The sequence below is a fragment of the Variovorax sp. Root473 genome (assembly GCF_001426505.1).
Classification (GTDB): Bacteria; Pseudomonadota; Gammaproteobacteria; order Burkholderiales; family Burkholderiaceae_C; genus Variovorax.
Genome location: NZ_LMEV01000001.1, coordinates 207,834 through 233,570, shown reverse-complemented (window position 1 = coordinate 233,570; position 25,737 = coordinate 207,834). Strand labels below are relative to the sequence as shown.

The following is a 25,737-nucleotide window of genomic DNA, read 5'->3' as shown; positions in this document are numbered from 1 at the left end:
GGAAGGTTTCAGCGGGGAAGTTCGCGCAGCACGGCGCGCACGGGGGAGGCATCGGCGCTCGTCAGCTTCAGCGGCAGCGCGATGAGTTCGTAGTCGCCCTCGGGCACGGTGTCGAGCACGAGGTTCTCGAGCACGCGCAGGTCGAGGTGGCGGATGCGCTGGTGGCTGTCGAGCGTCTTGCTGTCGGCCGGGTCGATGCTGGCGGTGTCGATGCCGATGAGCTTGACGCCCATGGCCGCCAGGCGCTCGACGGTGGCGGGTTCGTAGGCTGCGAGCTGCGGGTCCCAGTGGTCGATCGGCATGGCGGGGTAGGTGCGCACGAGCACGCGCGGCGGCAGCGTGTCGGTCACGGCATGCGCGATGTGCTCCCAGGTGACCAGCGGGCCGCGGCCGATCGCGTGGATCACGCGGCACGGGCCAAGAAAGGGCGTGAGGTCGACCTGGCCGATGGTCTGGCCTTCGGGGGCGTAGTGCAGCGGCGCGTCGGCATGGGTGCCCACGTGCGGCGACAGCGTGATCGCGCTCACGTTGACCGGGCAGCCGGGGCCGATGGTGGCGCACCATTGCTGCGAATACGGCGTGTCGCCCGGGAACACCGGGCTGCCGGCGTGCACGGGGGCGGAGATGTCCCAGAGTCGGAGCGGGGCGGTCATGGCGGGGCGGCAGGGCGAAGGAAGAAAAAGGGCAGTGTGGGCCGGTTGGAGTCGGCTCACAAGGGGCCGGCTGGTGCCGAATGCTATGCGCAGTGACTGCCTTGAGTCGAGAAGTTATCCATCAATCATCGAAAGATTGAATAATCTATTCATTCAGCGGGAATTGGAGAACAAATCATGCAAGCCGACCTCGACCGAACCGACCTCGAGCTGCTGCGCGCGCTGCAGGACAACGCCCGCCTGACCTCGGGCGAGCTGGCGCAGATGGCGCACCTGTCGCAGTCGCCGTGCTGGCGGCGGGTGAAGAAACTGGAAGACGACGGCGTGATCGGCGGCTACCACGCGGGCCTGAACCGGCGCGCGCTGGGCTTCGGCGTGCTGGCCTTCGTGATGGTCGGCATCGACCACCAGACCGAGATTTCGTCGCGCGCCTTCGAGGACGCGGTGTGCGCCATTCCCGAGGTGGTGATGTTCCACGGCATCTCGGGGCCGGCGGATTTCATTCTCGTGGTGGTCGCGAAGGACCTCGACGCCTATTCCGATCTGCTGCAGCGCAAGCTGCACCGCCTGCCGGGCGTGCGCCACGTGCAGACGCATTTCTCGCTGCAGGAGTTCAAGGGTCAGCTCGGCGGCCTGCCGGTGCCCGTCGCCTGAACGGCGCTGTCGTCAGTGCATCTCGTCGGACAGCACCGCGAGCCCATGCCGCAGGCGCGCGCGCTGGCAGGCGTCGCTGCCGGCCTGCAGTTCGTGGCAGGGGTTCGGTCGCCATTCGTAGATGCCGCAGGCCACCGACTGGCCGATCTTGCCGGTGAGCGCGGCGCAGCGCGGGGGCGTGTGGTCGGTGCCGCGCATGCGGCAGATGGCGTCGTTCACGTCGACCGCCAGGCCCGAGGGCACGCGGCCGCCGTTGTCGTCGAGTTCGTACACGCTGAAGTCGACGCGATAGCTGGCGCAGCAGGCGCCGCAGGTCTGGCAGGGGTTCATGAGGCCAGTGCGGTGTGGGGGCCGCAGGGGATCAGAGCCGACCCAACAGCAGGAACTCCATCAGCGCCTTCTGTGCATGCAGGCGGTTCTCGGCCTCGTCCCACACCACCGACTGCGGACCGTCGATGACTTCGGCCTGCACTTCCTCGCCGCGGTGCGCGGGCAGGCAGTGCATGAAAAGGGCGTCGGGTTGCGCGATGCGCATCATGTCCTCGTCGACACACCAATCGGCAAAGGCCTTGCGGCGCGCTTCGTTCTCGGCTTCGTAGCCCATGCTGGTCCAGACGTCGGTCGTGACGAGGTCGGCGCCGCGGCAGGCTTCCATCGGGTCCTTGAAGACCTTGTAGCTGTCGCCCGAACGGATGCCGGCGATCGACTGGTCGACCTCGTAGCCGCTGGGCGTGCTCACGTGTACGGTGAAGCCCAAAATTTCAGCGGCCTGCAGCCAGGTGTTGGCCATGTTGTTGCCGTCGCCGACCCACGCCACGGTCTTGCCCTGGATCGAGCCGCGGTGCTCGATGTACGTGAAGATGTCCGCCAGGATCTGGCAGGGGTGGAACTCGTTGGTCAAGCCGTTGATGACGGGCACGCGCGAGTGCGCGGCGAAGGCGTCGATCTTGGTCTGCTCGTAGGTGCGGATCATCACCAGGTCGACCATCCGGCTGATGACCTTGGCGCTGTCCTCGATGGGCTCGGCGCGGCCGAGCTGGCTGTCGCCCGTGGTCAGGTGCACCACGCTGCCGCCGAGCTGGTACATGCCGGCCTCGAAGCTCACGCGGGTGCGCGTGCTGGCCTTCTCGAAGATCATGGCCAGCGTGCGGTCCGTCAGCGGCTGGTGCTTTTCGTAGGTCTTGAACTTCTTCTTGATGATCGCCATGCGATCGAAGAGGTAGACGTATTCGTCGGCCGTGAGGTCCGAGAACTGCAGATAGTGGCGCAGGGCGTTCGGTGCGGCGGCGGTCGTCATTGCGCAACAGGCTCCGAGAGGAAGGTCTTGACGATGGGCGCGAGGATCGCAACGATCTCGTCGGCTTCGGCAATGCTCAGGATGAGCGGCGGCACGAGGCGGATCACCTTGTCGGCCGTCACGCTAAGGAGCAGGCCGGCGTCGCAGGCGCGGTTCAGGATCGCGCCGCAGGGGCGGTCGAGCTCGATGCCCAGCATCAGGCCCTGGCCGCGGATGTCCTTGACGCCCGGCAGGCCGCCGATTTCGCGTTCCAGCGCGGCCTTGAGGTGCGCGCCCACGGTGGCGGCGTTCTCGAGCAGCTTGTGCTCTTCCATGATGCGGATGGTTTCCACACCGGCGCGCATGGCCAGCGGGTTGCCGCCGAAGGTGGTGCCGTGGTTGCCCGGGCCGAAGATGTGGGCGGCCTTGGGGCCGGCCACGACGGCGCCGATCGGCACGCCCGAGCCCAGGCCCTTGGCCAGCGGCATCACGTCAGGCTTGATGCCCGCCCACTGGTGCGCAAACCACTTGCCGGTGCGGCCCATGCCGCACTGCACTTCGTCGATCATCATGAGCCAGTCGCGCTCGTCGCACAGCTGGCGCACCTGCTTGAGGTAGTCGACGCGCATCGGGTTGATGCCGCCTTCGCCCTGGATGGTTTCGAAGAACACGGCGACCACGTTGGGGTTGCCTTCGGTGGCCTTCTTCAGCGCCTCGATGTCGTTCAGCGGCACGCGGATGAAGCCCTCGACCAGCGGGCCGAAGCCGGCCTGCACCTTGGGGTTGCCGGTGGCCGACAGCGTGGCGATGCTGCGGCCGTGGAAGGCGGCTTCGTAGACGACGATCTCGGGGCGCTCGATGCCCTTGTCATGGCCGTACTTGCGGGCCAGCTTCAGGGCGGCTTCGTTGGCTTCCAGACCGGTGCAGCAGAAGAAGGCGTTGGTCAGGCCCGACAGCTCGGTGAGCTTGGTGGCGAGCTGTTCCTGGCCGGTCACGTGGTAGTAGTTGGAGCTGTGGATCAGCTTGGTCAGCTGGTCCTGCAGGGCGGGCACCAGCTCGGGGTGGTTGTGGCCCAGCGTGTTGACGGCGATGCCGCCCAGGCCGTCGAGGTAGGCCTTGCCCGTGGTGTCCCAGACTCGGCAGCCCTGGCCGTGCGACAGCGCGATCGGCAGGCGACCGTAGGTGTTCATGACGTGGGGCGAGGTGGGTTGCTGGGCGGTGGCGCTCATTCGGTTCTCCAGATAGGGAACACGAATTCTAGGCGTGCGGTTTGACGGCTTCGTTGAGGATTCCGCATCACAGCAATGCCCCCCGTTCAGGATGCAAAAAGGGCCGCGGATACAATCGCTTGCTGCACCGCAGCACCTGTTCCGGTCGCCTCACTTCACGATGATTTCCCCCAACGCCAAAGAAATCTTCATCCAGGGCATCACCCACGATGGCCGCACTTTTCGCCCCAGCGACTGGGCCGAGCGCCTCGCCGGCGTCATGTGCTCCTTCCGCCCCGGCGGCGCCTACCCGGGCAGCCACCTGAGCTACTCGCCCTGGTGCATTCCCACGACCATCAACGGCGTGAAATGCGTGGTGGTGAACCGTGCCCTGCGCGACGCGGAACCCATGGCCTGGGACTTCTGCGTGAACTTCGCGAAAGACAACAACCTCCAGGTGGCCGAGGCCTGCCTGGTGCCCGACCCGGCGGACACGCCGCCCCCTCCCGCAAAGACCTGACTCCCAGGTCTTTTTTTTTGGGTTGCGCGGGTTGCTCGCCGCGCCTGGATGCTTTTCGAGCGCCCATGAAAAAACCGCCCGAAGGCGGTTTTTCACTTTTGCTTGCTGCAGCGCACCCCGATCAAACGGCGGACCGGAGAATTCCGGTCCGGGCTTGCCTGACAGGTGTCAGGCGGCGGCCTTTTCAGGCGCGAGGGCGAGGGCCTTGACCTTGGCCGACAGGCGGCTCTTGTCGCGGGCTGCCTTGTTCTTGTGGAAGATGCCCTTGTCGGCGACGGTGTCGACGATGCTCTGGGCCTTCGCGAACAGTTCGCTTGCCTTGGTCTTGTCGCCAGCCAGAACAGCCTTTTCGACGTTCTTGACAGCGGTACGGTATTTGGAGCGCAGCGAGGTGTTCGCAGCGTTGAGCTTGACGTCCTGGCGGACGCGCTTGCGGCCCGACGCGAGGCGCGGGTTCTTCTTCTTGGGCTTGGCGGATGCCATATTTAGTGTTCCTTAGGTGTCTGAGGATGATGCAGCAAAGCCCTCCATTATAGGCTGGGTTCCGGTTTTCGGCGAATCGGCCATTTTTGACCGCTTTGCGGGCCCTACACTCGCCCCCGTGTCCCTGTTCAAATCCGCCTCCACCGTCTCCCTGCTGACCCTCGCTTCGCGGATCACGGGTCTCGTGCGCGACGTGCTGTTTGCCTCGGTCTTCGGCGTCAGCGCGCTCACCGACGCTTTCAACGTCGCCTTTCGCATTCCCAACCTGTTTCGCCGCGTGTTCGGCGAGGGCGCCTTCAGCCAGGCCTTCGTGCCGGTGCTGGCCGCGCGCAAGACCGAGGCCGGGCAGGAGGGCGCCCAGGCGCTGATCGACCACGTCGCCACGCTGCTGACCTGGGCCCTGGTGGTGCTGTGCGTGGCCGGCGTGGCCGGCGCGCCGCTGCTGGTCTGGGCCATGGCCAGCGGCCTGCAGGGCTTCGACGCCGCCGTGGTCATGACGCGCTGGATGTTCCCCTACATCGGCTTCATGTCGCTGGTGGCGCTGGCGGGTGGCATCCTCAACACCTGGCGCAAGTTCGCAGTGCCGGCGGCGTCGCCGGTGCTGCTCAACATCGCGCTGATCCTGTCGATCTCCATCGGCGCGCCGCTGTTTCGCCGCTACGGCATCGAGCCGATCTACGCCCAGTGCGTGGGCGTGATGGTCGGCGGCGTGCTGCAGCTGGCCCTGCAGATCCCGGCGCTGCGCGCGCTGGGGCTCATGCCGCGCATCGGCGCCAGCTTCAGGGCGCTGCGCGCCGCGTGGACCGATCCGACCACCCGCAAGGTCATGAAGCTCATGCTGCCGGCGCTGCTGGGCGTGAGCGTGGCGCAGATATCGCTGCTCATCAACACGCAGATCGCCTCGCATCTGGCCACCGGCAGCGTGACCTGGGTCACCAACGCCGACCGGCTGATGGAATTTCCCACCGCCATGCTCGGCGTGGCCCTGGGCGTGGTGCTGATGCCGCAGCTCGCGGGCGCGCGCGCTGCCAAGGACGACGCACGCTACTCGTCGCTGCTCGACTGGGGCCTGCGGCTCGTGGTGCTGCTGGCGGCGCCGTGCGCCGTGGCGCTGCTGCTGTTCGCCAGGCCGCTGGTGGCGGTGCTGTTCCACAACGGCGCCTACACCGGCGAAGACGTCGGCCGCACCACCATGGCGCTCATGGGCTATGGCGTGGGGCTCGTCGGCCTCGTGGCGGTGAAGGTGCTCGCGCCCGGCTACTACGCCAAGCACGACACGCGCACACCCATGCTGATCGCCGTGAGCGTGCTGGTGCTCACCCAGGTGCTCAACTTCTTCCTGGTGCCGCTGCTGCAGCACGCGGCGCTCACGCTGACGATCGGCATCGGTGCATTGGTCAACGCGCTGTGGCTGCTGATCGGCCTGGTCCGGCGCGGCAGCTACACCCCCGAGCCCGGCTGGGGCAAGTTCGCGCTGCAGGTGCTGCTGGGCACGTTGGTGCTCGCAGCGTTGCTGGCCTGGGGCGCGCACTATTTCGACTGGGTCGGCCTGCGCGCGCAGCGCCTGCACCGCATCGGCCTGCTGGCCGCGCTCATCGCTGGCGCCGCGCTGCTCTATTTCGCCGTGCTCACCGCCGCGGGCGTGCGCCTGCGCAGTTTCATGCGCCGCTGAAGCGCCGTTGGCGAGCCGGAAAACACTGCCTTGACGCTCCCTGCGGGCTCCTCTACAAAGCCATATGACGTTCAGCTACCAGGTTCCCACGGCACTGGAATATTTCGAGTCGCTCGTCAGCAGCGATGACCACTTTCCGCTGCTCGAAGCGGCCGCCAGCATCGCGCAGGACGAATACCCCGAACTCGACGTGCAGCAGGTGCTGGGCGACGTCGACCAGCTGCTCGCGCGCCTCAAGCGCCGCCTGCCGGCCGACGCCGCGCCGCTGGCCCGGCTGCGCGCGCTGAACCAGTTCTTCTTCAGTGACCTGAATTTCGGCGGCAACGTTAACGACTACTACGACCCCGACAACAGCTACCTGAACGCCGTGTTGCGCACCCGTCGCGGCATTCCGATCTCGCTGGCCGTGCTGTGGATGGAACTGGCGCAGGGCCTTGGGCTGCAAACGCGCGGCGTCAGCTTCCCGGGGCATTTCATGGTCAAGGTCACGCTGCCCAAGGGGCAGGTCGTGATCGACCCGTTCACCGGCAAGTCGCTCTCGCGCGAAGAGCTGGGCGAGCGGCTCGAACCCTACAAGCGCGGCAACGGGCTGGTCGGCGAGTTCGACGTGCCGCTGGGCCTGTACCTGCAGCCCGCGAGCCCGCGCGAGATCATTGCGCGCATGCTGCGCAACCTGAAGGAAGTGCACCACGCGCAGGAAGACTGGCCGCGCTACATCGCGGTGCAGAACCGGCTGATCGCGCTGCTGCCTACCGCCTGGGGCGAGCACCGCGACCGCGGCGTGGCGCATGCCGAGCAGGGCCATGCGGCGCTGGCCGTGCGCGACCTCGAAACCTACCTCGCCAACGCCGAAGACGCGCTCGACATCGACGCGATCGCCGAGCGCGTGGCGCTGCTGCGGCGCCTGGCCAGCTAGCCCCAACGCCCATGACCGACACCCGCACCGGCGTGAGCGCGGCGCCCGACCTGGGCACGCTGCACGAATTCCATGGCGTGCAGCCGGTGCTGCCGGTGTCCGACGTCTCGCGCGCCGCGCGCTGGTTTTCCGAGGTGCTGGGTTTCGAGATCGACTTCATCGCCGGCGAGCCGCCCAGCTATGCGCGGGTGATGAAGGGCGACCGCAGCTACGGTGACCCGGTCTACCTGCGCCTGTGGCAGTGCGGCAGCCGCGAGGCCCGGCCCTGGCGCGGCGAGATCGTGATCCACGTCGGCAAGGACATCGACGGCCTGCACGCCGCCTATGTGAAGCGCGGCGTGACCATCATCGAGCCGCCCACGTCCCAGCCCTGGGGCCTGCGCGAATTCGCGATCCGCGAACCCGACGGCCACGTGCTGCGGTTCTGCGGCTATCTCTGAAACGCAAAATTACAAGCAGATCGATGCGGCCGTGTCGATCCGTGGCCCGCTCGCGCGACGTGTGAACAGGAGCACGCAGATTCCGGCGTCTCCCGATCCCCACCCACTTTCAGGAGAAACGACATGCGATTCATGGTTCTGGTCAAGGCGAGCCCCGATTCCGAAGCCGGCGTGATGCCGAGCACCGAGTTCCTCACCGAGATGGGCCGGTTCAACGAAGAACTGGTCAAGGCCGGCGTGCTGCTGGCGGGCGAGGGGCTGCACCCGTCGTCCAAGGGCGCGCGCGTGCGCTGCGAAGGCAAGAAGCGCACCGTCATCGACGGCCCCTTCACCGAGACCAAGGAACTGCTGGCGGGCTTCTGGCTGCTGCAGGTCAAGTCGAAGGAAGAGGCCATCGAGTGGATCAAGCGCAGCCCGTTCCAGGAAGGCGAGATCGAGATTCGGCAGGTCTTCGAGGCCACCGATTTCGGCGAGGCCATGACGCCCGAGCTGCTGGCCCAGGAAGATCGCCTGCGCGCCGAGTCGGCTGCCAAGGTCGGCCGCTGAACTTCATCCATTCCTCGAAGGAGAAACGATCATGCGATTCATGTTGCTGATGATTCCCCACGGCTACGAAAACGCCGCGCCCGGCACCGTGCCCGACGACGTCGAGCGCGTGGGGTCGATGATGGCCTTCAACGAGTCCCTGCAGAAGGCCGGCGTGCTGATCGGCTGCGAAGGTTTGCATCCGCCGTCGATGGGGGCGCGCGTGAGCTTTCCGGGCGGCAAGCCGAAGGTGGTCGACGGCCCCTTCGCCGAGGCCAAGGAAGTGCTGGGCGGCTACTGGCTGATCGATGTCGCCTCGCGCGCCGAGGCCATCGAATGGGCCAGCCGTTGCCCGGGCAGCGAGGACGAGGTCATCGAGATCCGCCAGGTGCAGGAACTCGAAGACTTCTCGTCCGAGGTGCAGGACGTGGCGAGCGAGTTCACGTCGATGCAGCAGACCCTGAAGAAGTGAGCGGGGCCTAGTCTTCCCGCACCAGCCGGATGCCCACCAGCGTGTAGCGCGTGTCCGGCGCATTCCAGTTGCGGTACGACGAGCGGGCATAGAAGGCCCAGGTGTGCCAGGAGCCGCCGCGGCGCACGCGCACGGTGCCCGTGGCCGGGCCCTGGGGGTCGTCGGCCGGTGAGCGCGCGTAGTATTCGTCGCCATGCCAGTCGGCCACCCACTCCCACGCATTGCCGTGCATGTCGTAGAGGCCCCAGGCGTTCGGCGCGAAGCTGCCGACCGGGGCGGTGAAGGCAAAACCGTCGTCGCCCGCGAGCGCCATCGCGCGCCAGCGCGGCCAATGCGCGGCGCTGCGCGTGTCGAACACGTTGGCCCCGCGCAGCAGCGTGGCCGGACCGTCCCCCGTGCTGTAGCGCGTGCGCGTGCCGGCCCGGCAGGCGTACTCCCACTCGGCCTCGGTCGGCAGGCGGTAGCGCCGGCCCTCCGTCTTGCTCAGCCAGGCGGCCAGCGCCTGCGCGTCGTTCCAGCTCACGTTGACGACCGGGTGGTCGTCGCCCTGCGCGAAGCCCGGGTTGCGCCACGAGTAGCGCGGGTCGCGGCCCTCGAAGGCGTCGCCGCGCCGTGTGGTGGCGGGGTCGTAGTCGGCGCGCCAGCCGTAGCCGCCGGTGCCGTCGGCCACCGATTCGGGCACGTGGCCCGAGGCCTCGAGGAAGCGCCGGAACTGGCCCACCGTCACCTCGTGCCGGCCCATCCAGAACGCTCGCGTGATGCGCACCTTGTGCACCGGCCCTTCGTCGGCCAGCTGGGTGAAGCGTTCCTTCGGCAATTCGGGGTAATCGCGCGCCAGTGCCTCGGGCGGCTCGTCGCTGCCCATGAGGAATTCGCCGGCCGGCAATCTCACGAGGGCCATGCCCAGGCTGTTGCGCTCCACGGTGAGGTCGTCCGCCCGGGCGCCGCCGCTGGCGAGGCCGAACGCGAAACCCAGGCTCCACAAGACGAGGCGTGGTGTCATGGCCGCATGCTATCCGGCCTGCCGGGCCGGAGCGAGGCCGCATGAGCAGCGGACCGGACACCGCCGCCATCCACCGCGCCATCGAGGCGGTCTGGCGCATCGAGTCCGCGAAGATCATCGCCGCGCTCGCGCGCAAGGTGCGCGACGTGGGCCTGGCCGAAGAGCTGGCGCAGGACGCGCTGGTGGCTGCGCTCGAACAGTGGCCCGTCGACGGCGTGCCCGACAACCCCGCCGCCTGGCTCACGCAGGTGGCCAAGCACCGCGCCCTCGACCGCCTGCGCCACGTGCAACTGGCCGAGCGCAAGGCGCCCGAGATCGGCCGCGAGCTCGATGCGCTGCACGCCATGGCGCAGGCCGACTTCGCGCAGGCGGTGGATGCGGCGCTCGACGACGACATCGGCGACGACCTGCTGCGCCTGGTGTTCACCGCCTGCCACCCGGTGCTCTCGACCGAGGCGCGCGTGGCGCTCACCTTGCGGCTGATGGGTGGCCTGACGACCGACGAGATCGCGCGCGCCTTTCTCGTGCCCGAAGCCACCGTGGCGCAGCGCATCGTGCGCGCCAAGCGCACGCTGGCCGAGGCGCGCGTGCCCTTCGAGGTGCCGCGCCGCCACGAGCTCGAAGCCCGGCTGGCCTCGGTGCTCGAGGTGCTCTACCTGATCTTCAACGAAGGCTACTCGGCCACCGCCGGCGACGACTGGATGCGCCCCGCGCTGTGCGACGAGGCGCTGCGCCTGGGCCGCATCGTGGCCGAACTGGTGCCCGGCGAAGCCGAGGTGCACGGGCTGGTCGCGCTGATGGAAATCCAGGCCTCGCGCACCGCCGCGCGCGTCGGCGCCTCAGGCGAGCCGGTGCTGCTGCTCGATCAGAACCGCGCGCTCTGGGACCCGATGCTGATCCGCCGTGGCCTGGCGGCGCTGGCGCGCGCCGAAGCGCTGGGCGGCGCGCTCGGCCCCTACGCACTGCAGGCCGCCATCGCCGCCTGCCACGCCCGTGCGCGCACCGCGGGCGAGACCGACTGGGCCCGCATCGCGGCGCTGTACGACGCGCTGGCTGCGCTGTCGCCGTCGCCCATCGTCGAGCTGAACCGCGCGGTCGCGCTGTCGATGGCCTTCGGGCCGGTGGCCGGGCTGGAGGTGGTCGATGCGCTGCAGGACGAGCCCGCGCTGAAGGGCTACCACCTGCTGCCGACCGTGCGCGGCGACCTGCTCTTCAAGCTGGGCCGCTACGGCGAGGCACGCCGCGAGTTCCAGCGCGCCGCCTCGCTCACGCGCAACACGCGCGAACAGGCGCTGCTGCGGGCGCGCGCCGACACCTGCGGCGACGCTACGCCTTAACGGACGGGCGCCGGCGTGCCCGCGGAGGGCGACCCGGGCAAGCCGAACTGGTGCCAGGCGCGGCGCAGTTGCGTGTCCGAGCCGAACCCCGACAACTCGGCCGCCCGCGTCACGCTGGCGCCCGAGGCCAGCGCCAGTTGCGCGGCGGCCAACCGCAGCCGGCGCAGGTAGGCCAGCGGCGCCACGCCCGCATGCTCGACGAACAGGCGCGTCAGGTGCCGCGCCGAGGTGTGGGCAACCTCGGCCATGCGCGGCACGCTCCAGTCGGCCTGCGGTTGTTCGCTGACCGCGTCCTGCACGCGGTGCAGCGCGGCGTGCAGATGGTTGCGGTACGCGAGAAAGGGCGACAGCTCCGGGTCGTGCGGGCCGCGCCGCAGCGCCACCACCATCGTCTGCGCGACCTGGGCCGCCAGCGCCTCGCCGCAGGTGTCGGCGATGCGGTGCAGCATCAGGTCGATGCCCGTCGTGACGCCCGCGCTGCTGTAGACCGGCGGGTCGATCACGAACACGCGGTTGCTCACCACCTCGCAGCGCGGCTCCACGGCGCGCAGCTCGTCCAGGTGATGGTGGTGCGTGGTGACGCGCCGGCCCGCGAGCGCGCCCGCGTGCGCCGCGAGCAGGGCGCCCGCGCACACCGTGACCAGCTCGACACCGGCGTGTGTGAAGCGCTGGCCGCGCAGCCAGTGCAACAGGTCTTGTGCCTGAGGGTTGTCGGTCGCGATGGTGTCGCCCGGCAAGCCGACCAGCACCACCCAGCCCGGGCCGTCCCACCGCGTCGGCAGCGGTGCCAGCCCTGAAAGCGCGACGCCGACCGAGCCCTTCATGCTCGGCTGCGGCCCCGCGAATTCGATGACGAAGCGCTCGGGCTGGCCCGCCGCGCGCAGCCGCTGGTTGGCGATGCGCAGCGCCTCGGCCGGCCCGGCCCAGTCAAGCACGAGGCTGTCGGGCAGCAATACGAAGACTACGCGGACAGGGGCTCGTTGCGGGTCCATGCGTAGTCCATCTGGCGCGCCGTGCGCTCGGCCAGTTCGAGTCCGGCCAGGCGTTCGACGAGGTGCAGGCTCATGTCGATGCCCGCGCTGATGCCGGCCGAGCTGACGATGCGGCCGGTGTCGACCCAACGCACGCCTTCGCGCACGTCGAGCTGCGGGAATTGGGCGCGCAGGTCGGCGAGGTCTTCCCAGTGCGTGGTGACCGGTTCGCGCGTCACGACACCGCTTTGCGCGAGCAGGAAGACGCCGGTGCAGACCGAGGCGACGAGCTGCGCGCCGGCCGCGCACCGCGCGATCCAGCGCAGGGTGTCGGGGCTCGCCATCGGCGCATCGACCACGCCGCCAGGGACGATCAGCACGTCGGCGGCTGCACTGGCGTCGGCCAGCGTGTGGTCGGCGAGCAGCCGCAGGCCGGCGCGCGCCTGCACCGGTTCTCCGGCGCGGGTGTGGGCGGCCGAGGCGACCTCGAACGGCGCGGGCGCACCTGGCTTCAGGCGCTGGTGGACGCGCGCGGCGGTGGTGAAGACTTCGAAGGGGCCGGCGAAGTCGAGCGCCTCGACGCCGTCGTAGGCCAGGATGCGCACGCGCAATGGGGTCATGCGGCTGCGCCTTCCGTGGCGCGCTCAAGTGCCTGCGCCACGCCGCAGACCGTGGCGAAGCGCCCGTCCAGCACGGTCGCGGTGCGTGCCTTGATGTCGGCGGCAGACAGCGGTTGACCGTCGGGCTGCACCATGTCGAAGGTGAGGGTGGCGTCGGTCACGTAGTCGACCTCCCAGCCCAGGTCCGAGGCGTGGCGCGTGGTGGTCTCGCAGCACTGCTCGGTGCGGATGCCGCTCACGATCAGGCGGCGGATGCCGTGCTGCGTGAGCCACACGTCCAGGCCGCTGTTGACCAGCGCACTGTGGCGGTGCTTGGTGAAGGTGGCGGCGGCCTCGAAAGGCGCGAGGCCGTCGATCGGGCGCACATGGCCCGATTCGATCGCGAAGGGGTTCGATTCGGCCTGTGGCGCATCGACGTGGAAGACGCGCACCACCGGCAGCCCGGCCGCCACGGCGCCGACGATCAGCGCGTTCTGGGCGTCGAGGTAAGGCGCGAGCAGGGCGGCGTTCCAGTACGGGCGGTGACGGAACGATTCCTGGGCGTCGATCACAATCAGACAGGTGGTCATGGCGGCGGCGGGCAAGGCAAAGTGGATGATGCCGCCTATTCTTGGACGCCGCCAGCGCTTCGTCCGCGCCGATGCGGACCGGAACCGATCAGATCAGGACATCAGCCGGCCGCTAGACCAGGCCGCCTGCGTGCAGTTCTTTTTTCAGGTACGCGTAGTACAGCGGCGCCGCCACCAGCCCGGCGGGGCCGAACACCGCCTCGGCCACGAACATCACCGACAGCAGTTCCCAGACGCGCATCTGCGTGCGCGCGCCGACCACCTTGGCGTTGATGACGTACTCGGCCTTGTGGATCAGGATCAGGAACGCCAGGCAGGCCGCCGCCGTGACCGGCGACACCGACAGTGCCACCAGCGTGATCACCGAGTTGCAGACCAGGTTGCCCACGATAGGCACCAGCCCGGCCACGAAGGTCAGCGTGATGAGCGCGGGCGTGTAGGGCAGTTCGAGGCCCCACAGCGGCATCAGGAACAGCAGGAAGATCGCGGTCAGCAGCGTGTTGAAGGCGGCGATCCAGAACTGCGCCGCCACGATCTGGCCGAAGGCCTCGCCGAAGGTGGTGATGCGCAGGAACATCTGCTGCGCCAGCGGCCGGCGCTGGGCCGGCGCCGGCGCCACGGCGGCCAGCGCGCCGATGATCAGGCCCACGTAGGCGAACAGCAGTCCGCCCAGCCAGGCGCGTCCGGCCATGGCGAGAGAGCCGGCCTGCGTGCGCAGGTAGTTGGCGACGATGCGCTGCACCTCGGCCGCGCCCTCGGGCAGGTAGACGGCGATGTCGGGCGGCAGCTTGGAGCGCAGCTCGAGCACCGTGCGGGCCGTGTAGTCGAGCAGCTCGCGGTACTGGTCGGGCGCGTCGAGCACGTATTCACGCGCCTGCGAGAACCCCAGCGTGATCAGACCGATCGGGCCCAGCAGCACCAGCGTGACTGCCACCACCCGGGCCAGGCTGTCGGCACCGGAGCGCAGGGGCTTCAGGCGCGACAGCCAGCCGCCCAGCAGCCGGGCGAACCAGCGCGCAACGAGGAAGCCGATGCACACGCACAGCAATCCCGGCAGCAGGTGCTGCCACATCACGAGCATCAGCCCCGCGAGCATCAGCAGGTAGCTGGCTACGACCACGTGGCGGGAGGTTGCGGCCTGGGGCGGGGCGGCGAGGGTGGCGTCGGGCAGCGGCGTGGCCATCCGGGGAGCGGGGCGTGCGGTGAGGAAAAGAAAAAAGAACGGGCGCGTGGTCAGGCGACGACCACGGCCGCGCCGTCGCCGCGCTCGGCGATCACGCCGATCTCGTGCACCGACTCACCGGCGGCGCGCAGCGTGGCGGCGCAGGCGGCGGCTTCGGCCGCGTCGATCACCACGACCATGCCGATGCCGTTGTTGAAGGTGCGGTTCATCTCGATGTCGTCGATGCCGGCCACCTTCTGCAGCCAGGCGAACAGCTCGGTCTGGGGCCAGCTGCCCTTCTTGAGGTGGGCGGCGGTGCCTTCGGGCAGCACGCGGGGAATGTTTTCGAGCAGGCCGCCGCCGGTGATGTGAGCCAGCGCCTTGATCGGGTGCTTGCCCAGCGCTTCGAGCACGGGCTTCACGTACAGGTGGGTAGGTTCCATCACGGCTTCGCGGAAGGGCTTGCCGTCGAGGGTGGCGGGCAGGTCGGCGCCGGCGCGCTCGATCACCTTGCGCACGAGGCTGAAACCGTTGGAATGCACGCCGGCCGAGGCCAGGCCCAGCACCACGTCGCCGGGCTTGACGTTCTGCCCCGTGAGGATCTTCGACTTTTCGACCGCGCCGACTGCGAAGCCGGCCAGGTCGTATTCGCCGGCGGGGTACATGCCGGGCATTTCGGCGGTTTCGCCGCCGATGAGGGCGCAACCCGAGAGTTCGCAGCCGCGGGCGATGCCGCCGACCACGGCCGCGGCCGTGTCCACGTCGAGCTTGCCGCAGGCGAAGTAATCCAGGAAGAACAGGGGCTCGGCGCCCTGGACCAGCACGTCGTTGACGCTCATGGCCACGAGGTCGATGCCGACCGTGTCGTGCATGTTCCATTCGAAGGCCAGCTTGAGCTTGGTGCCCACGCCGTCGGTGCCGCTCACCAGCACCGGTTCCTTGTAGCGCTTGGGCACTTCGAACAGCGCGCCGAAGCCGCCGATGCCGGCCAGCACGCCTTCGCGCATGGTTTTCTTCGCCAGGGGCTTGATGCGGTCGACCAGGGCGTCGCCTGCGTCGATGTCGACACCGGCGTCCTTGTAGCTGAGCGGGGTGGGCGTGGAGGAGGTCATGGGCGGGCGGTGTCGAGAAGAAGGAGCGAAAGGGTCGCGAAGCGGCGAGGCAGGGCGGGCAGGGGAGGCGCCGGCGACCGAGGCGGCCGGGCCGATAGAATTCCTCACGATTTTAAGGGCCCTCCGGGCCCCCTCCATGAACCTTCCCGGGATGAAACAGCTCGCGCTCGATATCGGCATTGCGACGGGCCCCAGCTTCGACGCCTTTTTTGCCGGCCCCAACGAGGCGGCGCTGCGACACCTGCAAGTGTGGGTGGGCGGCGCCGACGGCAGCCCTGCGCTGCACTCGCCGGTGCCGACCTACCTGTGGGGCGACAGCGGCAGCGGCAAGACCCACCTGCTCGAATCCGTGCGCGTTGCACTGGCCGAGCAGGGCGCCAGCGTGGGCTGGCTGCACGCCGGTCTGCTGGAGCCGCCCGAGTTCGACGAGCGCTGGGGCGCCGTCCTGCTCGACGACGTCCACCTCTACACCGCGGTGCAGCAGCACGCGGCCTTCAACTGGTTTGTCAACGCCCAGACCCTGCAGCGCGGCGTGGTCGCCGCCGGCGCCTTGCCGCCGGCCGACCTGCCGCTGCGCGAAGACCTGCGCACCCGCCTCGGCTGGGGCCATGTCTTCCACCTGCAGGTGCTCAGCGAAAGTGAACGCCGCGCGGTGCTGCGCCAGGCGGCCGACGCGCGCGGCGTGATGCTGTCCGACGACGTGCTCGACTTCATGCTGCACCGCTTCAGCCGCGACCTGGGCAGCCTGATGGAGCTGCTCTCGCAGCTCGACGGCTACGCCCTGCAGACCCAACGCGCGATCACCATTCCGCTGATCCGCTCCATGCTCGAAAACGAATAAGCGAATAAATAAGAAGAAGCGCCTGCTTCTCCTCGAAAAACAACCAATGATCAAGAAATTCATCGACAAGCTGCTCGGCAAGTCCGCCGGCGGCACGCAGGGCAAGAGCCGCTTCGGCAAGCGCCAGGAGGTGCCGGCAGAGGTTCACAAGATCGATCCCGCCCTGGTCGACGAGCGCGCCAAGAACGTGGTCACCACGCTGCAGCAGGCCGGCTACGAGGCCTACGTGGTGGGCGGCGCGGTGCGCGACCTGCTGCTGGGCCTGCGGCCGAAAGATTTCGACGTGGCCACCAACGCCACGCCCGAGCAGGTCAAGTCGCTGTTCCGGCGCGCCTTCATCATCGGGCGGCGCTTTCGCATCGTGCACGTGGTGTACGGCCGGGGTCGCGAGCACGAGGTGATCGAGGTCTCGACCTTCCGCGCCTACATGGACAGCGCCGCCGCCGAGCAGGTGGCCGGCAACGAGCGCACCAGCAAGGGTGAGCTCGCAAGCATGAAGCACGCCGTGGATGCCAGCGGCCGCGTGCTGCGCGACAACGTCTGGGGCCCGCAGGAGGAAGACGCGGCGCGCCGCGACTTCACCGTCAACGCCATGTACTACGACCCGGCCAACCAGGTGGTGGTCGACTATCACAACGGCATCAAGGACGCCCAGAAGCTCACGCTGCGCATGATCGGCGACCCGGTCACGCGCTACCGCGAAGACCCGGTGCGCATCATTCGCGCCATCCGCTTCTCGGCCAAGCTGGCCGCGCTCGGCTTCAAGATGGAAGCCAAGACCGCCGCGCCGCTGATCGAGTCGAGCAAGCTGCTGGCCGACGTGCCGCAAAGCCGCATGTTCGACGAGATGCTCAAGCTGCTGCAGACCGGCCATGCCATCGCCACGATCGAGCAACTGCGCAAGCTCGGGCTCGCCACCGGCATCTATCCGCTGCTGGACGTGGTGGTGGAGCGCGCCGACCAGCCCTTCGTGAAGGCCGCCCTGCAGGACACCGATCGCCGTGTCGGCGAAGGCAAACCTGTGGCGCCCAGCTTCCTGCTGGCCTGCGTGCTGTGGGCCGACGTGCGCGACGGCTGGGCCCAGCGCCAGGAAGGCCGCCACGGCCAGCGCCCGCAGCCGCCGTTCCCGGCGCTGCAGGACGCCATCGACGATGTGTTCAATTCGCGCATCGGCGACGTGTCGGGCCGCGGCAAGCTGGCCGCCGACATGCGCGAGATCTGGATGATGCAGCCGCGCTTCGACAAGCGCACCGGTTCCACGCCCTACAGCCTGGTGGAGCAGGCGCGCTTCCGCGCCGCCTTCGACTTCATGCGCCTGCGTGCCGACGTGGGCGAGGTCGGCGAAGCCATCGCTGAGTGGTGGCAAGAGTTCAGCACCGCCGACGACCTGCGTCGCCAGGACCTGCTCGAACAGGTGCGCGAAGAACAGAAGGTGCGCCAGCGCGTGCGCCTGCGTGATCCGGCGGCGCCTGCGCCCAAGCCGCGCAGCGAACAACCGGCGCGCCAGAAGCAGGCTGCAGCCGAGTCGGACGATGGAGATGGGCCCGACATCGAGGCCGGCGTCGTGCCCCCGGACGGCGAAGTGGCGGCCCCGCGCAAGCGCAAGCGCCGGCGCAAACCGCGCCCGGCGGGCGGCAATAGCGGTGGTGGCGGCAGCGAGGGCGGCGGGAGCGCTGCAGGCGAATGAGCACGCCCGACCGGCCGAAGGACGGCAAGAAGAGCGCCCCGGCTGCCAAGGCCGCAAAAAGGGGCAAGCCCGCGCCGCGTGCCGGAAGCAAGCCGCCATCGGCAGGCAGCAAGAGCGGACCGCCCGCACGCCGCGCGCCTTCGCGTCCACGCGGTCCGCGCGAGGACTACCCGACCGTGCAGGCCTTCGTCGCCATCGGCGCCAACCTGGGCGATGCCGAGGCCACCGTGAAGGACGCCATGGCCGCCATCGGCGCGCTGCAACGCACCCAGGTCACGGCCCGCTCGTCGCTCTATCGCAGCGCGCCGGTCGATGCCGAAGGCCCCGATTTCATCAACGCCGTGGTAGCGGTACGCACCGGGCTGGATGCGGAGCAATTTCTCATCGCGCTGCAGCGCCTGGAAACGCTGGCCGGCCGCGAGCGGCCCTTTCCCAATGCGCCGCGCACGCTCGATCTCGATCTGCTGATGCACGGCAATTCGGTGATCGAAAGCCCCACGCTGACCCTGCCACACCCGCGCATGCGCGAGCGCGCCTTCGTGCTCAAGCCGCTGGCCGAGATCGCGCCCGACAAGGTGCCACGCGCCGCGCTGGCCCGCGTGACCGGCCAGGTCATCCAGAAAATCCGCTGACCGGGCCCGTTAAACTCGGGAAGTTTTCACGAAGGCGTCATGAAATTGTGATTGGCGCGTCCCAGGAGTTTTTCCATGTTCGGCAAGCTGCTGCCCCGAGAGGGCAATTTTTTTGAGATGTTCAACCAGCATGCCGAGCGCATCGTGGAGGCGGCGCGTGCTTTCGAGCAGCTCGTTACCCACTATGCGGACGTACACCTGCGCGAACAGTACAACCGCGACGTCGACAACGCCGAGCGCGCCGCCGACCGTGTGACGCACGACGTCAACCGCCTGATCCACAAGACCTTCATCACGCCCATCGACCGCGAGCAGATCCACAAGCTCATCAACACGATGGACGACGTGGCCGACCTGATCCAGGATTCGGCCGAGACCATGGCGCTGTACGACGTGCGCCACATGACCGACGAGATCGTGCGCCTCACGGCCCTGAGCGTGAAGTGCTGCGACCGTCTCAAGGATGCCGTCAAGTACCTCGGCAAGATCGCCGACCCGGCCGTGGCCGAGGCCACGCTCAAGACCTGCGAGGAAATCGACCGCCTCGAATCCGACGCCGACCGCGTGATGCGCAGCGCCATGAGCAAGCTGTTCCGCGAAGAGCCGGACGTGCGCGAGGTCATCAAGCTCAAGGCGATCTACGAACTGCTTGAGACGATCACCGACAAGTGCGAGGACGTGGCCAACGTGATCGAGGGCATCGTCCTCGAGAATTCCTGAACGGGTAGCAACCGATGACAACGGTGCAGGTCGCCCTCTGGGTGGTGGTGGTGCTGGTCGCGCTCGCGATCCTGTTCGACTTCATGAACGGCTTCCACGATGCCGCCAATTCGATCGCGACGGTGGTGTCCACCGGCGTGCTGAAGCCGGGGCAGGCCGTGGTGTTCGCGGCTTTCTTCAACCTGATCGCGATCTTCGTCTTCCACCTGAGCGTGGCGGCCACCGTGGGCAAGGGCATCGCCCAGCCCGGGGTGGTTGATGTGCACGTGGTGTTCGGGGCGCTCATCGGCGCGATCAGCTGGAACCTCGTCACCTGGTATTACGGCATTCCGAGCAGCTCGTCGCATGCGCTGATCGGTGGCATCGTGGGCGCCGTGATCGCAAAGACGGGCACCAGTGGCCTCGTGGCCTCCGGCATCTGGAAGACCGTGGCCTTCATCTTCGTGTCGCCGCTGCTGGGCTTTTTGCTGGGCTCGCTGATGATGATCGTGGTGGCCTGGGGCTTCCGGCGCGCCACGCCGTCGCGCGTGGACCGATGGTTCCGGCGATTGCAGCTGGTGTCTGCCGGCGCCTACAGCCTGGGTCACGGCGGCAATGATGCGCAAAAGACCATCGGCATCATCTGGATGCTGCTGATTGCCACCGGCTATGCCTCGACCAGCGACGCGGTGCCACCGACCTGGGTCATCGTGAGCTGCTACACCGCCATTGCGCTGGGTACCATGTTTGGCGGCTGGCGCATCGTGAAGACCATGGGCCAGAAGATCACGAAGCTCAAGCCCGTGGGCGGCTTCTGCGCCGAAACCGGCGGGGCGCTGACCCTGTTCCTGGCCACTGCGCTGGGCATTCCGGTGTCGACGACCCACACCATCACGGGCGCCATCGTTGGCGTCGGTGCCACGCAGCGCGCCAGCGCGGTGCGCTGGGGCGTGGCGGGGAACATCGTCTGGGCCTGGGTCCTGACCATTCCCGCCTCGGCCTTCGTCGCGGCAATGGCTTACTGGTTCAGTTGGCAGATCTTCTGAAGCACTGAAGCGGCGCGCGCCTCGTTCGCAGAGGCTGCCGCGCCCGATTTGGCTACTGTGAAATCTTGCGACCTTCTTCGATCTGGTGTTCGAAGTAATGCTGGAAGCTGTACACGATGCTCGCCATCAGGATCGAGCTGCCGAAGAACAAAGACGCCACCACGGCACCGATCGTGAGCCAGTTGGTCTGGCCCGGTGCGGCGTCGGGCGATGCGCCGGCGTTGAAGCGGGCATTCCACTTCTCGGGCGTCATCAGGCCGTAGATGATGGCCATCAATGCGCAGCCCGCGATCGTGAAACCTAGCAGCGGGATCAGCGCCCAGCTTACGCCGTCGTCCACGCCGTACATGCGCAGGCGCTCGATGCCGTAGATGCCCAGCGCCGTGGGAATGGGCAGCAGCCAGCCGAGCCAGTCGCCCATGCCGCGCAGGTAGAAGCGGTGCAGGCCCAGCGGGCCACCGAGGAAGGAGAGCCAGGCGGCCACGGTCTTGCTTTTCATTTTCTTCATCACATCATTCGGGTTTGGTGCGGCTGCCTTCGCCGAGTACTTTTTCCATCAGGACCACGTCGCGCCAGGCGTCGAACTTCCAGCCGCAGTCTTTCAGCACGCCCACGTGCGTGAAGCCCTGGCTGCGATGCACGCCGACCGAACCGGCGTTGGCCGAATCGCCGATCACCGCGATCAGCTTGCGCACGCCGACCGCTTCGGCCGCCTGCGAAAGCGCCGCCAGCAGCTGCGCGCCCACGCCCTTGCCGCGGGCGGCCTCGGACATGTAGATCGAGTCTTCGGCCGAAAACCGGTAGGCCGGGCGGGGCTTGAACCAGTTGCAGTAGGCAAAACCCAACACTTCGCCGTTTGCTTCGGCCACGAGGTAGGGCAGGTTCTTGCCCAGCACATCGGCGCGCCGGGCGGCCATGTCGACCTCGGACGGGGGCTCGGTTTCGAAGGTGCCGGTGCCGTGCAGCACGTGGTGGGCGTAGATGGCCGTGATGGCTGCGATGTCTTCGTCGCGGCTGGGGCGGAGGGTGAGGGTCATGCGGGTGGGACGGTCGGCGCGGGGCCGGAATTCGGAGAAAAAGCCGGGTCGGGCTATAATCGTGGGCTTTTCAGCGTGCGCTGGCCGGGTGGCCATGTCGCGTGTCTCGACGCTGGAAGAACATCGTGAGCGGGCCTCTTTCTATTTGAACTGGCTCGCTGACCACCCAAGGATAAATCATGGTCGTCATTCGACTCTCCCGCGGCGGCTCCAAAGGCCGTCCGTTCTTCAACATCGTCGTGTCGGACAAGCGCGTTCGCCGCGATGGCCGTTTCATCGAGCGCCTGGGTTTCTACAACCCGACCGCCAAGGAAAACGAAGAAAGCATCCGCATCGCCCAGGACCGCCTCGCGTACTGGACGGGCGTCGGTGCCCAGGCGTCGCCCACGGTGCTGCGCCTGATCAAGCAAGCCGCTGCCGCGGCCCCCAAGGCGGCCGCCTAAGCCGCCCGCACGGCGATGCTGCCCACACTCGAAGCCGCCGAACTGCCGGCGGATGCGATCGAGGTCGGACGCATCGCCGATGCCTGGGGCATCAAGGGCTGGTTCAAGGTCCTGCCCCACAGCGCCCAACCTGAGGCGCTTTTTTCTTCCAAGCGCTGGTTCCTGCAGGCGCCCGGAGCCTCCACACCTGCCGCTTTCCGGCTCGCGGTCCGCGAAGCCAAAGAACATTCCGACTGCATCGTCGCCTCGTCCGAGGAGGTGCCCGACCGCAATGCGGCCGAGGCGCTGCGCGGCGCGCGCGTGTTCGTGCCGCGCTCGAGCTTCCCGACCGCTGGCGACGACGAGTACTACTGGGTCGACCTGATCGGCCTGTCGGTCGTCAACCGCGAAGGCGTCGTGCTCGGTGCGGTGCGCGAGCTGCTCGCCACCGGCCCACAGACCACGCTGGTGCTGACGGCCGAGGAAGACGGCAAGACCATCGAGCGCATGGTGCCGTTCGTCTCGGTCTTCGTCGATAAGGTCGACCTGGCCGGCCGCCTCATCACGGTCGACTGGCAACCCGAGTTCTGACTCGGGCCGCGCACGCATGCGCTTCGACGTCCTCACGCTTTTTCCCGAACTGTTTGCGCCCTTCATGGCCAGCGGCGTGACGCGCCGCGCCTACGAATCGAAGCAGGTCGAGGTCGTGCTGTGGAATCCGCGCGATTTCGCCCAGGGCAACTACAAGCGCGTGGACGACCGCCCGTTCGGCGGCGGGCCCGGCATGGTGATGATGGCCGAGCCCCTGGCGGCCTGCCTCGATGCCGCGCTGGCGGCCCGCGGCGCACCGGCGCCGGTGGTGCTGTTCTCGCCCATCGGCGAGGCGCTGCGCCACGAGGCCGTCGAGCGCTGGTCGACGAGCGAAGGTGCGGTGCTGGTCTGTGGCCGCTACGAGGGCATCGACCAGCGCTTCATCGACGCGCGTGTCACGCACCAGGTCAGCCTTGGCGACTTCGTGCTGTCCGGCGGCGAGATTGCGGCGATGGCGTTGCTTGACGCCGTGGCCCGCCTGCAGCCCGGTGTGCTGGGCGACGAGGCCAGCCATGTGCAGGACAGCTTCAATCCCGCGCTCGACGGCCTGCTCGACTGCCCGCACTACACGCGGCCCGAGCAGTGGAACGGGCAGGGCGTACCGGCGCCGCTGATGTCGGGCCACCATGCGCAGATCGAGCGCTGGCGGCGCGACCAGCGCCTGGCCATCACGGCCGCGCGGCGCCCCGAACTGATCAACGTCGCAAGGGGCGCTGGCAAGCTGAACAAGACCGATGAGGCCGCGCTGAAAAAAAAGCTATAATCCGCGGTTCCCCGATCCTCTGTCCGGCCGCGCCCGGTTTTCTGGCGGTTCTTCCGCCAAGGCCACGGCGCCTTTAGTGCAGCCCGAAACGATCGACTATCAGGAAATCATGAACCTCATCCAGACCCTCGAGCAGGAAGAAATTTCCCGTCTCGGCAAGACCATCCCCGATTTCATGCCCGGTGACACGGTCATCGTCAGCGTGAACGTCGTCGAAGGCAGCCGCAAGCGCGTGCAGGCCTACGAAGGCGTCGTGATCGCCAAGCGCAACCGTGGCCTCAACAGCGGCTTCACCGTGCGCAAGATCTCCAGCGGCGAAGGCGTGGAGCGTACGTTCCAGACCTACAGCCCGCTGATCGCCGGCATCGAAGTCAAGCGCCGCGGCGACGTGCGCCGTGCCAAGCTGTACTACCTGCGCGAGCGCAGCGGTCGTTCGGCACGCATCAAGGAAAAGCTGCCGGGCAAGTCGCAGAAGGCTGCGTCGGCCGCTTAATCAGCCGCCGTCCTTTCTGCTCAAAAAGCCGCCGCTCTGGCGGCTTTTTGCGTTGGCGCTGCGCTTGAAGACAGTTTTCCATTTTTACGCTCTACTCCTTTCATTCCGCCACAGGCCGCATCCTCTCTTGACCTCATCCACCTCCGCCCCCACGCCCTCCGCCGTCGTCGAACCCGTCAATGCCGTGGTGCCGCCCGCGTTGCTGCAGATCGACCCGCGCCAGGCGCCCTTCGTGGACGGAAGCGATGGTCTGCCGGCGGTGGCGCCGGCGCAGCTGACGGCAACCGCCTTGCGTGCACGCTTTGCCTCGCCACCCGTATGGACGCCCGAACTGCGCCGCGAGCCGCGCATGAGCGACCGGGTGCCGGCGCAGGCCGCCGTGCTGGTGCCGATCGTGCAGCGCCCGCAAGGCGCGACTGTGCTGCTCACCGAGCGCACCACGCACCTGTCGACCCATTCGGGGCAGGTCGCGTTTCCCGGCGGGCGCGTTGATCCTGAAGACGCCAACATCCAGGCCGCCGCATTGCGCGAAGCCTGGGAAGAAGTGGGCCTGTCGGCACAGTTCATCGAAGTGCTCGGCTCCCTGCCGACCTACACGACCGTCACCTCGTTCGTGGTGACCCCGGTGGTCGCGCTGGTGCAGCCCGACTTCGTGCTGGACATCAACCCGTTCGAGGTGGCCGAGGCCTTCGAGGTGCCGCTGGCCTGGCTCATGGATCCGGCCAACCACCGCCGCCATGCCGTCAGCGCCACCGATGGTGTCCGTCGCACGTGGTACTCGATGCCGTACGTCGACGGTCCCCACGAGCGCTTCGTCTGGGGCGCCACGGCGGGCATGCTGCGCAACCTCTACCGCTTCCTCGCTGCCTGAGACGGATGCGGCGCAACCTGGGGCCGAAACCTTCAGGGGCTCTCGCTATCATCGAAGGATGAGCTTCTTTGCCATCCTGTGCGCGTTGCTGATCGAGCAGGTGCGGCCGCTGGGCCCGCACAACCCCGTGTACGGCGGCGTCCTGGCGTGGACGCGCTGGACCAGCCGCAACTTCGATGCGGGCAAGCCGCACCACGGATGGATCGCCTGGGGGCTCGCGGTGTTCGTGCCCACGCTGCTGTCGCTGGGCGTGCACTGGCTGCTGGTGCTCACGCTGGGCCTGCCGTTCGCCGTGCTGTGGAGCGTCGCGGTGCTCTACATGACGCTGGGCTTTCGCCAGTTCAGCCACCATTTCACCGACATCCGCGATGCGCTCGACGAGGGCGACGAGCCGCTCGCGCGCTCGCTGCTGGCGCACTGGCAGGGCGTCGATGCCGCCGAACTGCCGCGCAGCGAAATCGTGCGCCATGTGATCGAGCATTCGGTCATTGCGGCACACCGCCATGTGTTCGGCGTGCTGGCCTGGTTCTCGGTGCTCGCCGCGCTCGGCCTGGGGCCGGCGGGCGCGGTGTTCTATCGCATGAACGAGTTCGTCGCGCGCTACTGGGCCCACAAGAACGGCGCGCCCGTGCAGCCTTCGAGCGTGGCGGTGCAGGACGCCGCCGAGCGCGCCTGGCATGCCGTCGACTGGCTGCCCGCGCGCATCACGGCGCTTGGCTTCGCCGTGGTCGGCAGCTTCGAAGAGGCCATCGACTGCTGGCGCAATGACGCGCGGCGCTTCCCCAACGAGAACGACGGCGTGATCCTCGCGGCCACGTCCGGCGCGGTGAACGTGCGCCTGGGCGGCGGCTCGCTGAGTCCGATCCCGGTGGCCGATCCGCTGCCGCGCGCACAGGCCGGCGAGTCGCCGAGCGTCGGGCGGCGCCTGGACAGCGGCAGCACGCCGGGCCGCGAGCCCGAGCCCGGCCACCTGCGCAGCGTGGTCGGCCTGGTCTGGCGATCGGTCGTGATGTGGATGGTGCTGCTGGCCTTGCTCACGCTCGCGCGGCTGCTGGGCTGAGG

At 68.3% G+C, this 25,737-nt stretch carries 32 protein-coding genes; 19 read left to right on the top strand and 13 right to left on the bottom strand.

Annotated features, from left to right (window positions below):
• Positions 1-8: 8 nt before the first annotated feature.
• On the bottom strand, positions 9-653 hold the full coding sequence (gene kynB / locus ASD34_RS01120; protein WP_056571957.1) for an arylformamidase: 645 nt from the start codon (positions 651-653) through the stop codon (positions 9-11).
• Between the two features lie 177 nt (positions 654-830).
• Between kynB and ASD34_RS01115 the strand changes: the two genes are divergently transcribed.
• Positions 831-1,307, top strand: coding sequence for an Lrp/AsnC family transcriptional regulator (locus tag ASD34_RS01115; protein ID WP_056571954.1), 477 nt, complete (start codon positions 831-833; stop codon positions 1,305-1,307).
• A 12-nt stretch (positions 1,308-1,319) separates the two neighbouring features.
• Here the strand turns inward: ASD34_RS01115 and ASD34_RS01110 are convergent, their stop codons facing one another.
• Genes ASD34_RS01110 through ASD34_RS01100 form a run of 3 tightly spaced genes read right to left on the bottom strand, consistent with a single transcriptional unit; the run spans position 1,320 to position 3,812 of the window.
• The gene (locus tag ASD34_RS01110; protein WP_056571951.1) at positions 1,320-1,637 is read right to left on the bottom strand and encodes a YkgJ family cysteine cluster protein; all 318 of its coding nucleotides are present in this window, start codon (positions 1,635-1,637) and stop codon (positions 1,320-1,322) included.
• A gap of 31 nt (positions 1,638-1,668) precedes the next feature.
• The gene (gene argF, locus ASD34_RS01105; protein ID WP_056571947.1) at positions 1,669-2,604 is read right to left on the bottom strand and encodes an ornithine carbamoyltransferase; all 936 of its coding nucleotides are present in this window, start codon (positions 2,602-2,604) and stop codon (positions 1,669-1,671) included.
• Positions 2,601-3,812, bottom strand: a complete 1,212-nt coding sequence (locus ASD34_RS01100) for an aspartate aminotransferase family protein (protein WP_056571944.1) — start codon at positions 3,810-3,812, stop codon at positions 2,601-2,603. Before ASD34_RS01100 ends, argF begins: the two co-directional genes overlap by 4 nt.
• A gap of 160 nt (positions 3,813-3,972) precedes the next feature.
• Between ASD34_RS01100 and ASD34_RS01095 the strand changes: the two genes are divergently transcribed.
• The gene (locus tag ASD34_RS01095; protein ID WP_056571940.1) at positions 3,973-4,311 is read left to right on the top strand and encodes a DUF3579 domain-containing protein; all 339 of its coding nucleotides are present in this window, start codon (positions 3,973-3,975) and stop codon (positions 4,309-4,311) included.
• A 168-nt stretch (positions 4,312-4,479) separates the two neighbouring features.
• On the opposite strand, the gene rpsT is transcribed toward ASD34_RS01095, so the two are convergent.
• Positions 4,480-4,794, bottom strand: a complete 315-nt coding sequence (gene rpsT / locus ASD34_RS01090) for a 30S ribosomal protein S20 (protein ID WP_056571937.1) — start codon at positions 4,792-4,794, stop codon at positions 4,480-4,482.
• A gap of 118 nt (positions 4,795-4,912) precedes the next feature.
• Here rpsT and murJ point away from each other — a divergent pair, with 118 nt between their 5' ends.
• The 5 genes from murJ to ASD34_RS01065 all read left to right on the top strand — a co-directional run bounded on the left by murJ (position 4,913) and on the right by ASD34_RS01065 (position 8,819).
• Positions 4,913-6,466 carry a murein biosynthesis integral membrane protein MurJ gene (gene murJ, locus ASD34_RS01085; RefSeq protein WP_056571934.1) on the top strand — a complete coding sequence of 518 codons (1,554 nt, stop codon included), beginning with the start codon at positions 4,913-4,915 and terminating at the stop codon, positions 6,464-6,466.
• A gap of 64 nt (positions 6,467-6,530) precedes the next feature.
• Positions 6,531-7,382 carry a SirB1 family protein gene (locus tag ASD34_RS01080; protein WP_056571931.1) on the top strand — a complete coding sequence of 284 codons (852 nt, stop codon included), beginning with the start codon at positions 6,531-6,533 and terminating at the stop codon, positions 7,380-7,382.
• 11 nt (positions 7,383-7,393) lie between these two features.
• Complete coding sequence (locus ASD34_RS01075; RefSeq protein ID WP_056571928.1) at positions 7,394-7,822, top strand: bleomycin resistance protein; 429 nt, start codon at positions 7,394-7,396, stop codon at positions 7,820-7,822.
• Positions 7,823-7,945: 123 nt separating this feature from the next.
• Positions 7,946-8,368, top strand: coding sequence for a YciI family protein (locus ASD34_RS01070; RefSeq protein ID WP_056571925.1), 423 nt, complete (start codon positions 7,946-7,948; stop codon positions 8,366-8,368).
• A gap of 31 nt (positions 8,369-8,399) precedes the next feature.
• Complete coding sequence (locus tag ASD34_RS01065) at positions 8,400-8,819, top strand: YciI family protein (protein ID WP_056571922.1); 420 nt, start codon at positions 8,400-8,402, stop codon at positions 8,817-8,819.
• 7 nt (positions 8,820-8,826) lie between these two features.
• Here ASD34_RS01065 and ASD34_RS01060 read toward each other — a convergent pair whose 3' ends face one another.
• The gene (locus tag ASD34_RS01060) at positions 8,827-9,822 is read right to left on the bottom strand and encodes a formylglycine-generating enzyme family protein (RefSeq protein ID WP_056571918.1); all 996 of its coding nucleotides are present in this window, start codon (positions 9,820-9,822) and stop codon (positions 8,827-8,829) included.
• 41 nt (positions 9,823-9,863) lie between these two features.
• On the opposite strand from ASD34_RS01060, the gene ASD34_RS01055 reads away from it, so the two are divergent.
• Complete coding sequence (locus ASD34_RS01055) at positions 9,864-11,159, top strand: RNA polymerase sigma factor (RefSeq protein ID WP_056571915.1); 1,296 nt, start codon at positions 9,864-9,866, stop codon at positions 11,157-11,159.
• Here the strand turns inward: ASD34_RS01055 and ASD34_RS01050 are convergent.
• The 5 genes from ASD34_RS01050 to purM all read right to left on the bottom strand — a co-directional run bounded on the left by ASD34_RS01050 (position 11,156) and on the right by purM (position 15,593).
• Positions 11,156-12,151, bottom strand: coding sequence for a GlxA family transcriptional regulator (locus tag ASD34_RS01050; RefSeq protein ID WP_056571912.1), 996 nt, complete (start codon positions 12,149-12,151; stop codon positions 11,156-11,158). The two genes, ASD34_RS01055 and ASD34_RS01050, sit on opposite strands and share 4 nt — an antisense overlap.
• Positions 12,121-12,750 carry a DJ-1/PfpI family protein gene (locus ASD34_RS01045; protein ID WP_056571910.1) on the bottom strand — a complete coding sequence of 210 codons (630 nt, stop codon included), beginning with the start codon at positions 12,748-12,750 and terminating at the stop codon, positions 12,121-12,123. The genes ASD34_RS01050 and ASD34_RS01045 overlap by 31 nt, the downstream gene beginning before the upstream one ends.
• Positions 12,747-13,319 (bottom strand): isochorismatase family protein, encoded by a 573-nt coding sequence (locus tag ASD34_RS01040; RefSeq protein ID WP_056572443.1) that lies wholly within the window; start codon positions 13,317-13,319, stop codon positions 12,747-12,749. The genes ASD34_RS01045 and ASD34_RS01040 overlap by 4 nt, the downstream gene beginning before the upstream one ends.
• A 112-nt stretch (positions 13,320-13,431) precedes the next feature.
• On the bottom strand, positions 13,432-14,502 hold the full coding sequence (locus ASD34_RS01035; protein ID WP_056571906.1) for an AI-2E family transporter: 1,071 nt from the start codon (positions 14,500-14,502) through the stop codon (positions 13,432-13,434).
• 50 nt (positions 14,503-14,552) lie between these two features.
• Positions 14,553-15,593 (bottom strand): phosphoribosylformylglycinamidine cyclo-ligase, encoded by a 1,041-nt coding sequence (purM, locus tag ASD34_RS01030; RefSeq protein WP_056571902.1) that lies wholly within the window; start codon positions 15,591-15,593, stop codon positions 14,553-14,555.
• Between the two features lie 151 nt (positions 15,594-15,744).
• Between purM and hda the strand changes: the two genes are divergently transcribed.
• From hda to ASD34_RS01005, 5 genes are all read left to right on the top strand, one after another.
• Positions 15,745-16,434, top strand: a complete 690-nt coding sequence (gene hda, locus ASD34_RS01025; protein WP_056571899.1) for a DnaA regulatory inactivator Hda — start codon at positions 15,745-15,747, stop codon at positions 16,432-16,434.
• A 46-nt stretch (positions 16,435-16,480) separates the two neighbouring features.
• Positions 16,481-18,121 (top strand): polynucleotide adenylyltransferase PcnB, encoded by a 1,641-nt coding sequence (pcnB, locus tag ASD34_RS01020; protein WP_056571896.1) that lies wholly within the window; start codon positions 16,481-16,483, stop codon positions 18,119-18,121.
• A complete protein-coding gene (gene folK, locus ASD34_RS01015; RefSeq protein WP_082548454.1) occupies positions 18,118-18,753 on the top strand; it encodes a 2-amino-4-hydroxy-6-hydroxymethyldihydropteridine diphosphokinase in 636 nt (211 codons plus the stop codon). The genes pcnB and folK overlap by 4 nt, the downstream gene beginning before the upstream one ends.
• A 75-nt stretch (positions 18,754-18,828) precedes the next feature.
• Positions 18,829-19,473, top strand: coding sequence for a DUF47 domain-containing protein (locus tag ASD34_RS01010; RefSeq protein WP_056571891.1), 645 nt, complete (start codon positions 18,829-18,831; stop codon positions 19,471-19,473).
• Between the two features lie 14 nt (positions 19,474-19,487).
• Entirely contained in the window at positions 19,488-20,498 is a 1,011-nt protein-coding gene (locus ASD34_RS01005) for an inorganic phosphate transporter (protein WP_056571888.1), read from the top strand.
• Between the two features lie 52 nt (positions 20,499-20,550).
• On the opposite strand, the gene ASD34_RS01000 is transcribed toward ASD34_RS01005, so the two are convergent.
• On the bottom strand, positions 20,551-20,997 hold the full coding sequence (locus tag ASD34_RS01000; protein WP_056572440.1) for a TM2 domain-containing protein: 447 nt from the start codon (positions 20,995-20,997) through the stop codon (positions 20,551-20,553).
• Positions 20,998-21,010: 13 nt separating this feature from the next.
• Complete coding sequence (locus ASD34_RS00995) at positions 21,011-21,535, bottom strand: GNAT family N-acetyltransferase (RefSeq protein ID WP_056571885.1); 525 nt, start codon at positions 21,533-21,535, stop codon at positions 21,011-21,013.
• A gap of 179 nt (positions 21,536-21,714) precedes the next feature.
• On the opposite strand from ASD34_RS00995, the gene rpsP reads away from it, so the two are divergent.
• The 6 genes from rpsP to ASD34_RS00965 all read left to right on the top strand — a co-directional run bounded on the left by rpsP (position 21,715) and on the right by ASD34_RS00965 (position 25,735).
• Entirely contained in the window at positions 21,715-21,978 is a 264-nt protein-coding gene (rpsP, locus tag ASD34_RS00990; RefSeq protein ID WP_056571881.1) for a 30S ribosomal protein S16, read from the top strand.
• A 15-nt stretch (positions 21,979-21,993) separates the two neighbouring features.
• On the top strand, positions 21,994-22,548 hold the full coding sequence (gene rimM, locus ASD34_RS00985) for a ribosome maturation factor RimM (RefSeq protein ID WP_056571879.1): 555 nt from the start codon (positions 21,994-21,996) through the stop codon (positions 22,546-22,548).
• Between the two features lie 16 nt (positions 22,549-22,564).
• Complete coding sequence (gene trmD / locus ASD34_RS00980; protein ID WP_056571876.1) at positions 22,565-23,311, top strand: tRNA (guanosine(37)-N1)-methyltransferase TrmD; 747 nt, start codon at positions 22,565-22,567, stop codon at positions 23,309-23,311.
• Positions 23,312-23,420: 109 nt separating this feature from the next.
• The gene (gene rplS, locus ASD34_RS00975) at positions 23,421-23,804 is read left to right on the top strand and encodes a 50S ribosomal protein L19 (protein WP_056572437.1); all 384 of its coding nucleotides are present in this window, start codon (positions 23,421-23,423) and stop codon (positions 23,802-23,804) included.
• Positions 23,805-23,931: 127 nt separating this feature from the next.
• Positions 23,932-24,675, top strand: coding sequence for a CoA pyrophosphatase (locus ASD34_RS00970; RefSeq protein WP_200937491.1), 744 nt, complete (start codon positions 23,932-23,934; stop codon positions 24,673-24,675).
• 58 nt (positions 24,676-24,733) lie between these two features.
• A complete protein-coding gene (locus tag ASD34_RS00965) occupies positions 24,734-25,735 on the top strand; it encodes a CobD/CbiB family protein (protein WP_056571873.1) in 1,002 nt (333 codons plus the stop codon).
• Positions 25,736-25,737 lie beyond the last annotated feature (2 nt).

Bases quoted from the DNA above. Each gene is read 5' to 3' on its own strand.
- kynB (WP_056571957.1), bottom strand. From the start codon at position 653: ATGACCGCCCCGCTCCGACTCTGGGACATCTCCGCCCCCGTGCACGCC.
- ASD34_RS00995 (WP_056571885.1), bottom strand. From the start codon at position 21,535: ATGACCCTCACCCTCCGCCCCAGCCGCGACGAAGACATCGCAGCCATC.
- ASD34_RS01100 (WP_056571944.1), bottom strand. From the start codon at position 3,812: ATGAGCGCCACCGCCCAGCAACCCACCTCGCCCCACGTCATGAACACC.
- rplS (WP_056572437.1), top strand. From the start codon at position 23,421: ATGAACCTCATCCAGACCCTCGAGCAGGAAGAAATTTCCCGTCTCGGC.
- ASD34_RS01080 (WP_056571931.1), top strand. From the start codon at position 6,531: ATGACGTTCAGCTACCAGGTTCCCACGGCACTGGAATATTTCGAGTCG.
- ASD34_RS00965 (WP_056571873.1), top strand. From the start codon at position 24,734: ATGAGCTTCTTTGCCATCCTGTGCGCGTTGCTGATCGAGCAGGTGCGG.
- purM (WP_056571902.1), bottom strand. From the start codon at position 15,593: ATGACCTCCTCCACGCCCACCCCGCTCAGCTACAAGGACGCCGGTGTC.
- ASD34_RS01060 (WP_056571918.1), bottom strand. From the start codon at position 9,822: ATGACACCACGCCTCGTCTTGTGGAGCCTGGGTTTCGCGTTCGGCCTC.
- ASD34_RS01010 (WP_056571891.1), top strand. From the start codon at position 18,829: ATGTTCGGCAAGCTGCTGCCCCGAGAGGGCAATTTTTTTGAGATGTTC.
- rimM (WP_056571879.1), top strand. From the start codon at position 21,994: ATGCTGCCCACACTCGAAGCCGCCGAACTGCCGGCGGATGCGATCGAG.
- trmD (WP_056571876.1), top strand. From the start codon at position 22,565: ATGCGCTTCGACGTCCTCACGCTTTTTCCCGAACTGTTTGCGCCCTTC.
- rpsT (WP_056571937.1), bottom strand. From the start codon at position 4,794: ATGGCATCCGCCAAGCCCAAGAAGAAGAACCCGCGCCTCGCGTCGGGC.
- ASD34_RS01000 (WP_056572440.1), bottom strand. From the start codon at position 20,997: ATGAAAAGCAAGACCGTGGCCGCCTGGCTCTCCTTCCTCGGTGGCCCG.
- pcnB (WP_056571896.1), top strand. From the start codon at position 16,481: ATGATCAAGAAATTCATCGACAAGCTGCTCGGCAAGTCCGCCGGCGGC.
- argF (WP_056571947.1), bottom strand. From the start codon at position 2,604: ATGACGACCGCCGCCGCACCGAACGCCCTGCGCCACTATCTGCAGTTC.
- ASD34_RS01095 (WP_056571940.1), top strand. From the start codon at position 3,973: ATGATTTCCCCCAACGCCAAAGAAATCTTCATCCAGGGCATCACCCAC.
- ASD34_RS01045 (WP_056571910.1), bottom strand. From the start codon at position 12,750: ATGACCCCATTGCGCGTGCGCATCCTGGCCTACGACGGCGTCGAGGCG.
- ASD34_RS01115 (WP_056571954.1), top strand. From the start codon at position 831: ATGCAAGCCGACCTCGACCGAACCGACCTCGAGCTGCTGCGCGCGCTG.
- ASD34_RS01005 (WP_056571888.1), top strand. From the start codon at position 19,488: ATGACAACGGTGCAGGTCGCCCTCTGGGTGGTGGTGGTGCTGGTCGCG.
- folK (WP_082548454.1), top strand. From the start codon at position 18,118: ATGAGCACGCCCGACCGGCCGAAGGACGGCAAGAAGAGCGCCCCGGCT.
- ASD34_RS01035 (WP_056571906.1), bottom strand. From the start codon at position 14,502: ATGGCCACGCCGCTGCCCGACGCCACCCTCGCCGCCCCGCCCCAGGCC.
- rpsP (WP_056571881.1), top strand. From the start codon at position 21,715: ATGGTCGTCATTCGACTCTCCCGCGGCGGCTCCAAAGGCCGTCCGTTC.
- ASD34_RS01065 (WP_056571922.1), top strand. From the start codon at position 8,400: ATGCGATTCATGTTGCTGATGATTCCCCACGGCTACGAAAACGCCGCG.
- ASD34_RS01110 (WP_056571951.1), bottom strand. From the start codon at position 1,637: ATGAACCCCTGCCAGACCTGCGGCGCCTGCTGCGCCAGCTATCGCGTC.
- hda (WP_056571899.1), top strand. From the start codon at position 15,745: ATGAAACAGCTCGCGCTCGATATCGGCATTGCGACGGGCCCCAGCTTC.
- ASD34_RS01055 (WP_056571915.1), top strand. From the start codon at position 9,864: ATGAGCAGCGGACCGGACACCGCCGCCATCCACCGCGCCATCGAGGCG.
- ASD34_RS01070 (WP_056571925.1), top strand. From the start codon at position 7,946: ATGCGATTCATGGTTCTGGTCAAGGCGAGCCCCGATTCCGAAGCCGGC.
- ASD34_RS01050 (WP_056571912.1), bottom strand. From the start codon at position 12,151: ATGGACCCGCAACGAGCCCCTGTCCGCGTAGTCTTCGTATTGCTGCCC.
- ASD34_RS01040 (WP_056572443.1), bottom strand. From the start codon at position 13,319: ATGACCACCTGTCTGATTGTGATCGACGCCCAGGAATCGTTCCGTCAC.
- ASD34_RS01075 (WP_056571928.1), top strand. From the start codon at position 7,394: ATGACCGACACCCGCACCGGCGTGAGCGCGGCGCCCGACCTGGGCACG.